General features: G+C 59.0%; 13 protein-coding genes. 9 read left to right on the plus strand and 4 right to left on the minus strand.

The genetic code is table 11. The annotated features are described in order from the left end of the window. Positions 1 to 157 precede the first annotated feature (157 nt). The 3 genes from BHE81_RS03770 (at position 158) to BHE81_RS03780 (ending at position 2,421) form a co-directional block, all read left to right on the plus strand. Positions 158 to 799 (plus strand): helix-turn-helix domain-containing protein, encoded by a 642-nt coding sequence (locus BHE81_RS03770; protein WP_004151802.1) that lies wholly within the window; start codon positions 158 to 160, stop codon positions 797 to 799. 135 nt (positions 800 to 934) lie between these two features. Then, complete coding sequence (locus tag BHE81_RS03775; protein WP_002892695.1) at positions 935 to 1,279, plus strand: DUF3302 domain-containing protein; 345 nt, start codon at positions 935 to 937, stop codon at positions 1,277 to 1,279. Next, positions 1,279 to 2,421, plus strand: coding sequence for an HlyD family secretion protein (locus BHE81_RS03780; RefSeq protein ID WP_023342952.1), 1,143 nt, complete (start codon positions 1,279 to 1,281; stop codon positions 2,419 to 2,421). Before BHE81_RS03775 ends, BHE81_RS03780 begins: the two co-directional genes overlap by 1 nt. A 40-nt stretch (positions 2,422 to 2,461) precedes the next feature. Here BHE81_RS03780 and BHE81_RS03785 read toward each other — a convergent pair whose 3' ends face one another. From BHE81_RS03785 to BHE81_RS03795, 3 genes are read right to left on the minus strand one after another with little or no spacing between them, the layout of a single operon-like run. Then, on the minus strand, positions 2,462 to 3,259 hold the full coding sequence (locus tag BHE81_RS03785) for an ABC transporter ATP-binding protein (RefSeq protein ID WP_002892698.1): 798 nt from the start codon (positions 3,257 to 3,259) through the stop codon (positions 2,462 to 2,464). Next, complete coding sequence (locus tag BHE81_RS03790; protein ID WP_004217904.1) at positions 3,256 to 4,284, minus strand: FecCD family ABC transporter permease; 1,029 nt, start codon at positions 4,282 to 4,284, stop codon at positions 3,256 to 3,258. Before BHE81_RS03790 ends, BHE81_RS03785 begins: the two co-directional genes overlap by 4 nt. Before the next feature lie 60 nt (positions 4,285 to 4,344). Continuing rightward, a complete protein-coding gene (locus BHE81_RS03795; protein WP_004191469.1) occupies positions 4,345 to 5,463 on the minus strand; it encodes an ABC transporter substrate-binding protein in 1,119 nt (372 codons plus the stop codon). A 271-nt stretch (positions 5,464 to 5,734) separates the two neighbouring features. Here BHE81_RS03795 and BHE81_RS03800 point away from each other — a divergent pair, with 271 nt between their 5' ends. Next, positions 5,735 to 6,124, plus strand: coding sequence for a hypothetical protein (locus BHE81_RS03800; RefSeq protein WP_002892699.1), 390 nt, complete (start codon positions 5,735 to 5,737; stop codon positions 6,122 to 6,124). A gap of 168 nt (positions 6,125 to 6,292) precedes the next feature. Further along, positions 6,293 to 6,748, plus strand: coding sequence for an RcnB family protein (locus BHE81_RS03805; RefSeq protein ID WP_002892701.1), 456 nt, complete (start codon positions 6,293 to 6,295; stop codon positions 6,746 to 6,748). 65 nt (positions 6,749 to 6,813) lie between these two features. On the opposite strand, the gene BHE81_RS28040 is transcribed toward BHE81_RS03805, so the two are convergent. Further along, positions 6,814 to 6,939, minus strand: coding sequence for a hypothetical protein (locus BHE81_RS28040; protein WP_002892703.1), 126 nt, complete (start codon positions 6,937 to 6,939; stop codon positions 6,814 to 6,816). Between BHE81_RS28040 and BHE81_RS28045 the strand changes: the two genes are divergently transcribed. The 4 genes from BHE81_RS28045 to BHE81_RS03820 all read left to right on the plus strand — a co-directional run bounded on the left by BHE81_RS28045 (position 6,902) and on the right by BHE81_RS03820 (position 10,311). Beyond that, positions 6,902 to 7,039: a hypothetical protein gene (locus BHE81_RS28045; RefSeq protein WP_020316933.1), complete on the plus strand. Its 138-nt coding sequence runs from the start codon at positions 6,902 to 6,904 to the stop codon at positions 7,037 to 7,039. The genes BHE81_RS28040 and BHE81_RS28045 overlap by 38 nt on opposite strands. A 215-nt stretch (positions 7,040 to 7,254) precedes the next feature. Beyond that, positions 7,255 to 8,433 carry a M20 aminoacylase family protein gene (locus BHE81_RS03810; protein ID WP_004176999.1) on the plus strand — a complete coding sequence of 393 codons (1,179 nt, stop codon included), beginning with the start codon at positions 7,255 to 7,257 and terminating at the stop codon, positions 8,431 to 8,433. 19 nt (positions 8,434 to 8,452) lie between these two features. Continuing rightward, positions 8,453 to 9,229 (plus strand): ABC transporter substrate-binding protein, encoded by a 777-nt coding sequence (locus BHE81_RS03815; RefSeq protein WP_002892707.1) that lies wholly within the window; start codon positions 8,453 to 8,455, stop codon positions 9,227 to 9,229. Between the two features lie 128 nt (positions 9,230 to 9,357). Next, positions 9,358 to 10,311, plus strand: coding sequence for an aldo/keto reductase (locus BHE81_RS03820; RefSeq protein WP_004147443.1), 954 nt, complete (start codon positions 9,358 to 9,360; stop codon positions 10,309 to 10,311). The last annotated feature ends 406 nt before the right edge of the window (positions 10,312 to 10,717 follow it).

The following is a 10,717-nucleotide window of genomic DNA, read 5'->3' on the forward strand; positions in this document are numbered from 1 at the left end:
GTCACGAAACAGGGAGGCGAGGGTAAAAAATGTGAGCCAGGCGGAATATTTCGCCACTCCAGATCTGGACTTTTCCTTCCCCACCCGCTTAGGTATAGTTCACCAGGTCGCGGTTAGCCCCGCCGCGGTGGCCAAAGGTAAAGGAGTGCGTAGCGCGATGAACCCCAGTTTTGGCGATATTTACGATCGGTACCAGAAGCTGACGCTGACTACGCATCTGCCGGCGGTGATCGCCTGCAGTGAAACGCTGAGTTTGGGCAAAGACCAGGGCTTTATTCCGCAGCCGGGCTATCTCTACTTTCTGCTGCAGGGGCAAATGACATTGGCCTTTGGCGATGAGCAGAACCTGGTCGGGATTGTTATCGCGCATATGCCGTTAGGATTACTGGAACATTATTGTCCGTCGGTCGCGCTCTATTATCAGTGTCTGGGCGAGTGCCAGCTGGCGAAAATAACCGCCAGCGATTTTGAGCGAATATTCTTTCATTCGTCGCCGGGCTATATGCAAGAGCTGACCACGATCCTGGCCTATATGGGCATATTTGCCCTTGATGCCCACTATGAACGCGGCAGCCAGACCAGCTTTCAGACCATTAAATCGATGCTGTCGCGCTATTTATATCGCGGCGAAATTGATGGGGGTCAGCATGAGAGCCTGTCGGCATTTATTATTAAACGAACCAATCTCTCGCGCAGCTATGTGTACCAGGTGCTGGCCGCGCTGCGCGAGGGGGGATATATCACGGTGAAAAAAGGCAAGCTGATCTCCATCGACCGTCATATTCCTGAGAAATTCTAAATCCGATTCGGCAGATTCACGCCATCACGTTGCTATTACCGCCAGGGAAAGCGCTAAGCGCGATTTTTCCCCCGGCCCCGTTACGCCTGAATCTGGCTGTTTTATTTATTTAACCTTGCACTCTGGAGTTATTTTATGACCCTGGACTATGTGGCGCTGGCCATTCTGATCGCCGTGGCCTTAATACTTTTTTATGGCGTGATTGTTATTCACGATATTCCTTATGAAATCGCCAAAGAGCGGCGTCATCCTCATCAGGATGCGATTCATTATGCCGGTTGGGTCAGCTTATTTACCCTCCACGCGCTGTGGCCCTTGTTATGGATCTGGGCGACGCTGTGGCGCGAAGACCGCGGATGGGGGATGCGCCACATTGCCGACGAGCAGCAGGCGCTGCATCAGCGTCTGGAAACGGTGGTCCAGCAGCTGGAACAGGTCCAGCGCGAGGTGGACGTTCTGAAAGCGAAGGAGGCAAAATAATGGAAACGTTAATGTTGCTGGCCTACGCCGCGCTATGCATCGTGGTGTTTAAAGTTTTTCGCATCCCGCTCAATAAGTGGACCGTGCCGACGGCGGTGCTCGGCGGTATCGCCCTGATTGGCGCGGTGATCTTCGGGATGAACTACAACTTCCCTTATACCGACGTCGGTAACCAGGTGTTTCGCACCGTGCCGATTGTGTCGCAGGTACGCGGCCGGGTGCAGAGCGTACCGGTGAAGCCTAACCAGATGCTGCATAAGGGCGATGTGCTGTTTACCCTCGACCCGACGCCGTTCCAGGCGAAAGTGGACGATCTGCAGGCGCAGATAAAAGCAGCCAGTCAGGATGCGCTCTCCTTAAACGCGGCGTTAAGCCAGGCGCAGGCCGAGCTGAGCCGTGCGGTGGCCCAGCGCGACCAGTCGCGGCGGGAGTATGCCCGCTATCGGGAGGGCCATGCCCAGGGCGCCTTCTCCGATCAAATGGTTGATACCCGTCTGCAGACGTGGAAAGCCGATGAAGCCAGCGTCAGCGCGGCTCAGGCGAAGGTGGTTCAGGCGCGTAATGCGCTGGACTCGGTGGTGAAGGGCAAAAACACCACCGTGGCCTCCCTGCTGGCGCAGCTGCAAAAGGCGCAGTTTCAGCTGGAGAACACCGTCGTCCGCGCCCCGGAGGATGGCTATGTCAGTACCGTCGGCTTACGGCCGGGCACCATGTCCACTGCGCTGGGGATGATCCCGCTGATGACCTTTGTGCCGGTGGAGGGCGCCGCCTCGCGGGAGTACGTCGCGGCATTTCGCCAGAACGCCCTGCAGCGTCTGCACAAAGGCGAGCCCGCGGAGCTGATGTTTCCGGCTATCCCGGGCACCGTCTTTCGCGGAGAAGTGGCCGACGTGCTGCCGGCGATTGGCGAGAGCCAGTTCCAGGGGCAGGGCAAATTGCTGACCACAGACGCGCTCAATACCCATGGCCGGGCGCTGGTGGTGCTGAAGGTGACCGATCCGCGATTTGCCGAATACGCTCTACCGCAGGGGGCTACCCTCGAGGCGGCGGTCTACTCGGATCATCTGAAAGAGCTGTCGCTGATCAGGAAGATCCTGATCCGTATGAAAAGCTGGGAAAACTATATCTATCTCGATCACTAAGCCGGCGGGCGCGGGGCGGACGAACCGCCCCGCGCCGCGGTCAGGCCTCGCTGTCCACCAGGCCGTCAATAATCACCTGCCGCACCCCCTGCGAACAGGGTTCAATACGCCCGCGCACCCCATAGACGGCCGCCAGAGTCTCGGGGGTGATGACCGCGGCCGGGGTGCCGTCGCCGAGCAGCTGGCCCGCCTTGAGCATCAGCACGTGGTCGGCGTGACGCAGGGCAATATTGATGTCGTGCACCACCACCAGGGTCACGATGTTGCGCCGCCGGGTCTCCCGGCGCACCAGATCCATCACGTGAAACTGGTAGTTGAGGTCAAGGGCGCTGAGCGGTTCGTCGAGCAGCAGCAGGCGCGGCTGGCGGATCAGCGACTGGGCGAGACCCACCAGCTGCTTTTGCCCGCCGGAGAGCTGATCGAGGTAGCTCATCGCCAGATGGGCAATCCCCAGCTGTCGCAGCAGCGCCATCACTTCCTCCTGGCGCTGCGGACTGTGGCGTCCTCCGGCGGCGCGCTGGGCAACGATAATCGACTCCAGCACATGCAGATGCACGCCGGCGGGCAGCGTCTGCGGAAGATAGACCACCTGCTCTGCGCGACGTGAGAACGGCTGCGTCAGCAGATTTTCCCCCTCCAGCAGCAGCTCGCCGCGGCAGGGGCCCAGACCCGCCATCGCCCGCATTAACGTTGATTTACCGCTGCCGTTTGGCCCCAGCAGCGCGGTGATTTTCCCTCGCGGCAGATGGGGAACCGTCAGGTTCTCGATCACCTTGCGTCTGGGGTAGCCGGCGCTGAAGTGAGACAGCGACAGCCCGGATAATGTCTGGTCGCTCATACCTGCCCCCGATGACGTAAAATGATGCTCAAAAAGAACGGGACCCCGACCAGGGAAGTGACGATCCCCACCGGAATAATGGCCCCCGGGATCAGGTTTTTCGAGGCGATGGAGGCCAGGGAGAGCACCAGGGCGCCGATCAGCGCGCTGGCGGGCAGGTAAAAGCGATGATCTTCGCCGAAGAGCATCCGCGCAATATGCGGCGCCACCAGGCCGATAAAGCCGATTGGCCCGACAAAGGCCACCGAAAGCGCTGACAGAATGCTGATCCGCAGCAGCGTGGTCAGGCGCAGACGGCGAACGTTAATGCCAAAGCTGATGGCCCGGTCCTCGCCCAACCGCAGGGCGGTCAGCTTCCACGCGCTGCGCAGCGACAGGGGCATCACCAGCGCCAGGGCGACCAGCAGGATGGCGACTTTGCTCCAGGAGGCGCGATCGATGCTGCCCATGGTCCAGAACACCAGCCCCTGCAGCGTGTCTTCGTTGGCGATGAACTGCAGCATCGAGACCAGAGCGTTAAAGGTAAAGACCAGCGCGATGCCGAACAGAATGACGCCGGAGGTGGCCACCTGGGTCCAGCGGGTGATGCCGTCCAGCAGCAGGGCCGCCAGCAGGGCGAAGATAAAGGCGTTGGCCGAGATAAACCACTGGCCGGGAATACCGGGCAGGCCAATACCGAGCACAATCGCCAGCGCGGCGCCAAACGCCGCAGCCGAGGAGACGCCGAGGGTAAACGGGCTGGCCAGCGGGTTATTGAGGATGGTCTGCATTTCGGCGCCGGCCAGTCCCAGCGCCAGACCGACGATAATCGCCATCACCGCATAGGGCAGGCGGATATCCCAGACGATGGCGCGCGTGCCCGGATCGGCGCTGGCCGGATCGGTTAACGTCTGCCACAGGCTCTGCAGCGGCAGACCGGAGGGGCCGAGCATAAAATCGAGTAGCAGTGACGCGACAATCAACAGCGCCAGCAGGAGGATCAGCAGCAGACGGCGACGCACGATACGGCGATAATCATTCATCACGCCAGAGGTCCCGGCGGGCAGCCCGTCGAGCACGGAGTCGGAGGTTAAACGCATGCCGGATTACTCGCTCTGCTGCCAGGAGAAGACGAACGGCTGGTCCGGCAGGTCGGTGAAATGGCGCACGATATAATGGTACGTCTCATCCGGGTTGAGATCGCCGAAGGCCTGCGGGTAGATATCTTTCGCCAGGTATTCCATGCCGACAATATTCCACGGGTGGTTATAGAAGTGGTGATAAACGCCATAGGCCCGCTTTTCCTGTACCGCCGGGATCTGGCTGACCCCAGGTCGCGCCAGCAGGATCTGCGCCTGGGCCTTCACCGCCTCTGGCTTAACCGCATAACCCAGGGGCAGCACCTGGCTGTTGCCGCGCTTCGAGCCGGTCATGATCCAGGCGTCGGGCTTCATGCTGATGATTTTCTCCAGCGAAACGAACCCGGAGGCGCCCGGCAGCAGCTGCGAACCGATATTGTTCGCCCCGACCGCCTCCACCAGCCCGCCCCAGCCGCTGTGGCCATGAGTAAAGCAGCAGGCGTCGCTGTTGCCGGCCAGCGCTTCCACGAAGACGTTGGCCTTCGGCGTGATGGCCGCGGTTTTCTGGCGAATCGTCTGCAGCTGCTGACTATAGTAATCGGTAAAGGCTTTGGCCTGGCTCTCGCGGTTAAGGACTTTGCCCAGCAGGTCGATGCTGGGGGCGGTATCTTTCGCCGGGGCGATCTCATAGTCGACAAACAGCACCGGAACGTGGAGGGCGCTGAGCTTGTCGATGACGCCGCTCTCCATCAGCGCTGGCCTGGCGCGCAGCTGGGCGATCATCAGATCCGGCTGACGGGCGATGACGCTTTCAAGATCGACGTTCCCTTTATCGCTGAAGCCCATGTCAAGGATCGTGGCCGACTGGGGCCACGTCGTTTTCAGCATCTGCCAGGTGGCAACATCCTGCTTTTTCGCCAGATTATTCCATGCCACCAGCCGTTTAAACGGATTGTCCCGATCCAGCAGGGCGAGGGTCATAATGTCGCGGCCATCCTGCAAAATAATACGCTGCGGCTCTTTGGCGAGGGTGACCTGCCGGCCGTCAAGGTCCGTGACCGTCAGGGGATATTGGGTTGCATAGCTGAGGAGGGGCGTCGCGAGCAGCGCAGTAAGTAACAGCGATCTTACTGATTTTCTTGCCATAAAATGAGTTCCGTTTGCCAATTTATAAATATAATGATTCTGAGAATTATTCTCGAGTAAACGTCAACGGCAAGTATATCAAGGGCAAATTTCATAAAATGTAACAAAAATGTTGGAAATTATGCCAACGCCGACAGGGCGCGCGAGGCGGCAGCATTTTCTGCCAAGGCTGGAGGTCGAAGACGTTTTTCAGGCTAATTCCTAATGTCATCCCCGGTTCGTTGTGCCATCCTGAATGCGACTCATAACACGACACGTGAGAGAGGATATTATGAAAAAAGCAATGATTGCGTTATCGGCTATTCTGGTTGCGGCTCCGGTTTTTGCTGCGACAACACATGCAACAGATGATACCGTCGCGGCGGCGAATGCCAACGCCAACACCGCTAAAGAGAAGCTGCATCAGGCCCAGCACGAGGGCGAAGAGCAGCAGCTGAAGGCGAAACACGCCGCCGAAGGCAAGCAGGACAGCGTCGGCAGCCAGGTGAGCGAAGGCGCGCAGAAAACCTGGAACAAGACCAAAGAAGGCACCGAGAAGGGGTGGGATAAGACCAAAGAGGTCAGTGAAAAAGGCTGGAACGCCACCAAATCCGGTGCGGAAAAGGGCTGGGATAAAACCAAAACCGGCGCCGAAGAGTTAAAAAATAAAGTGACTGAATAAGTCCTTTTACCTGTCTGAATAAAGGTCGCGAAAGCGGCCTTTTTTATTGCCCCGCCATCAGCACAACCTCTTCCCGACAGCCGATGCCAGGAATCGTCCTGGTTAACCAGTTACTCACTCTTTCTTCACATTTGCCCGGTACAAAGGAGCTGAATCAGGAGGTGTACCATGAAAAAGATGATTTCTCTGGCAGTAATTTTATCCTGTGTGCTGAGCGTCCCGGCCTTTGCCGATGGCCCGAACGACGGCCATCGTCCGGGGCAACCCACGGTGTGGCAGAACGGTCCGGACCATGACGGGCATGCACCGCAGGGCGGACCTGACGCGCATCATCAGGGCGACCATGACCAGCGTGGCCCGGATCGCGACGGCCATGACAAACGCGATCTGGCACGTCATGAGCAGGACCATTTCGCCTGGCGCGGGAACGATTTCCGCAAAGGCCACCCGGCTCCGGCGCCGTTCCGTGGCGATGAATATCGCGTCCGCGACTGGAGCGACCGCGGCCTGCCGCCCCCGCCGGAAGGCCATCACTGGTCCTATATCGACGGTAACTATGTGCTGATCGCCGCGGCGACCGGGATCATCACCTCGATTCTGGTGAGCGGCGCCCTCGGCCACTAAACCTGCCGCTGCGCCATCGCTGGATCCGGGAAAGCCTTTTCCGGCGATGGCGCACTCGCGGAAAGCTACGGATCCAGCGCAGCATCCGGCCAGTATTTATAACCATTGATCGTTGCCTGGGTGGACAGTTCTTTTTCGGTCAGATGATAAACGTTGACCTTCGAGGACAACGAGGCGGTATCTGACGCCACGCCGCTGGTGGAGGCGGCGATCGGCGCGCTGCAGCCCGCCAGCGCAACGATTGCGAGAAGGAAAAGCCTCTGTAATTGCCTGCCCGTTTATTTTATATAACGCTGGATGTGGCCGTGCAGGGTAGGGTAAATAACGGGAAATCCTCAAAAAAATAAACTTTTATTTTTTAATTGCACTATTTTGATTATTCATTGCGCTGTGATGAGTGAATTATTAAATAAGATGCGTCCATTCCAGGTATTAGAAATGCTGCTTGCATAAACTTTTCATCGCGATACCGTGATAAGTCCTTAATTTATTTCCCGGAGAGCGGCATGAGTGATTATGTAATTCCAGAAATTAAAGCGACGGAAGCGGAAATGATTTCTATCCGTCATTATTTACATGCCAATCCGGAATTAAGTCTTGAAGAGTTTAATACCAGCGAACTGGTCGCCAGCAAGCTGACGGAGTGGGGCTATCAGGTGACGCGCGGTCTCGGCAAGACCGGCGTGGTCGGCAGCCTGAGCAAAGGCGATTCTCCGCGCACCATCGGTTTACGCGCCGATATGGATGCCCTGCCGATCGAGGAAACCACCGGTTTACCCTGGGCCAGCACGGCGCCAGGAAAAATGCACGCCTGCGGCCATGACGGTCACACCACCATTCTGCTGGCGGCGGCGAAATATATCGCCTCGCCGGCCTGTCAGTTCAACGGCACGGTGCATCTGATTTTTCAGCCGGCGGAAGAGGCTATCGGCGGCGCGGATTTAATGATTAAAGACGGCCTGTTCGAGCAGTTCCCCTGCGAACGCATCTTTGGCTTGCACAACATGCCAGGCCTGCCTGTAGGCAAGCTGGGCTTCTACGCCGGCAACTTCATGGCCTCGGCGGACACCGTCAAAATCACGATTACCGGCTACGGCGGCCACGGCGCCCACCCCGAGCGCACCGTCGACCCGATCGTCGCCGGTGCGGCGCTGGTGATGGCCCTGCAGAGCATTGTGGCGCGCAACGTGCCGCCGGGGGAAACGGCAGTGGTCAGCGTCGGCACCTTCCAGGCCGGTATCGCCTCCAACGTCATTCCGGAGAGCGCGGTGATGGAGCTGAGCGTGCGGGCGATGAAGCCGGAAATCCGCGACCTGCTGATCAAGCGTATTCACGAGCTCGCTGACTTTACCGCCAAAAGCTATGGCGCCAGCAGCGTAGTGGAGGTTTACGACTCCTATCCGGTATTAACCAACAGTCCTGAAGAGACCGATTTCGCCCGGGCGCTGGCGCTGGAGGTGTTTGGCCGCGAAGGGGTCCTGGAGTCGGTCTCGCCGATGAACGCCAGCGAGGATTTCGCTTTTATGCTGCGTGAACGCCCTGGCAGCTACTTCCTGCTCGGCAATGGCGAGAAAGGGGAGAAGGGCGGTTGCATGGTGCACAACCCCGGCTACGACTTTAACGATGACATTATCACCATCGGCGCGACGCTGTTCGCCCGTCTGGTGGAAAAACACTGTCGCTAATCTCTGGAGAAGAACGCGAATGAAAAAATCACTGTTGCTATGGCTGGCATTAATGGCGTCGACGTCGGCGCTGGCCGAAGGGGGAAAGGAGATCCGCTTCGGCGTCGACCCGACTTTCGCGCCGTTTGAATGGAAAGATCCGCAGGGCAAGCTGGCGGGGTTTGATATCGATTTAGGCAACGCCATTTGTCAGCAGCTGCAGGCGAAATGCGTGTGGGTGGAAAGCAATTTCGACGGCATTATCCCGGCGCTGAAGGCGCGTAAATTCGACGCGATCCTTTCCGGGATGTACATGACCGAGAAGCGCAAAGCGCAGATTGCCTTTAGCGACAAGTTGTATAACGGGCCGGTGTTCCTCGTGGCGCGTAAAAATACCCTGCAAGGCAATACGCCGGAACAGCTGAAGGGCAAAACCATCGGCGTGGAGCAGGGCTCGGCGCAGGAGACGTATGTTAACCAGCACTGGCGGCCGCAGGGGATAAACATTGTGGCCTACCAGGGGGCCGATAGCGTGGTGCGTGACCTGGAGTCGGGGCGCATCGACGGCGCGGTGCTCTCCGGGATGATGGCCGACTACAGCTTCCTGCAGCAGCCGCAGGGTAAAGAATTCGCCTTTGTCGGCGGCCATCTGCAGGACGATACGCTGTTTGGCGCCGGGGCGGCGATAGGTTTGCGTAAAGACGATGAGGCGCTGCGTCAGGAAATTAACGGCGCGATTGCGAAGATTCTTGCCGACGGCACCTATAAAAAATTAGCTGGCAAATATTTTAGCTTTGATGTTTATTCCGGGACATAATGTCAGAGTGTACCTGCGGGCGTGGAGCGCCCGCCGTAAGATTCCTTTTCTGATTATCCAATCGACCTCCTCTCCTGACCCCTGTGGTTACCTGAGGGAAGCAGAATATAAGCTAAGGAGTACTCGGCATGATGACACGTCCTTTGGGCAAAACCGGATTTTCCATCGCCCCATTAGTCTTTGGCGGCAACGTCTTTGGCTGGACCATCGATGAAAAAACCAGTTTTGCTCTTCTTGATGCTTTCGTTGACCACGGTTTTGACGCTATCGATACGGCGGATGTTTATTCCCGCTGGGCGGAGGGCAACCAGGGCGGCGAATCTGAAACCATAATCGGCCGCTGGCTACAGGCGCGCCCCGGCATGCGTGATAAAGTCAAAATTTTCACCAAAGTCGGCTCCGATCTCGGCCTCCCCGGCCATAAAGGGCTCAGCAAAGCCTGGATCCAACAGGCGGTTGACGACTCTCTGCGTCGCCTGAATACCGATTATATCGACCTCTACTTCTCCCACTGGCCGGATCCGCAAACCCCGGTGGCGGAAACGCTGGAGGCCTTCCACAGCCTGCAGCAGGCCGGAAAAATCCGCGCGATGGGGGCCTCTAACCTCGATGCGATGCAGCTGGCGGGGGCGCTGGAGGTGGCGCGTAAGGGCGGCTTGCCTGCGTGGCAGGTGCTGCAGCCGGAATATAACCTCTACCACCGCTCTGCGTTTGAAGGCGCGCTGTGCGATCTCTGCGTCAGCCGCGATATCGGGGTGGTGACCTACTACAGCCTGGCCTCGGGGTTCTTAACCGGTAAGTACCGCCAGCCGTCGGATCTGACACAGAGCCAGCGCGGAAGCGGGATTGGTAAGTACCTGAATCCGCGCGGCATGCGGATTATCGATACCCTGGCGGCGGTCGCGGACGAGCAGGGCGCGAAGCCGGCTGAGGTGGCCCTGGCGTGGCTGATCGGCCGCGAAGGGGTGACCGCGCCGATCGCCAGCGCCACCAGCGTGGCTCAGGTGGAGAGTTTTGCCCGCGCGGCGGCGCTGAGCCTGAGCGCGGAGCAAGTGGCGCGGCTGGACGGCGCCAGCGCCTGAGGCAATCCCTCTTCCCGGCGGGGAGAGGGGGGAAGGCTAAACATGACGCGGACCGTAGGCCGGGTAAGGCGCCAGCCGCCACCCGGCAAAATAACGGCGCAACCGGAAATGTCCCTGTTCGCGCTGCGCTTAGCAGGGCTACAGCTTCTATGTTACTTCCGGGCCGATTGCGCTCCCGGTTAATTGTCTGCGTTATGGCAGTCATGGTGCAGGGAGCGCACAGGGGGCGGCCAGTCGCCGCCGCCCCCTGTACCCCCGGGCTCCGGCCAGCAACATCGCCGCTGCGCGGTGCCTTCGACTTATCCCTGCAGGCTTTGGGTCGGGCCGAGGCAGCGTCCGTGCAAAACACGGCCCTCAGCCCGCATCCATGCGGGCTGCCCCGGCCTTCCGGGAACGTCTCAGCGAT

This window comes from Klebsiella sp. AqSCr (genome assembly GCF_008452795.1).
GTDB classification, from domain to species: domain Bacteria; phylum Pseudomonadota; class Gammaproteobacteria; order Enterobacterales; family Enterobacteriaceae; genus Klebsiella; species Klebsiella pneumoniae.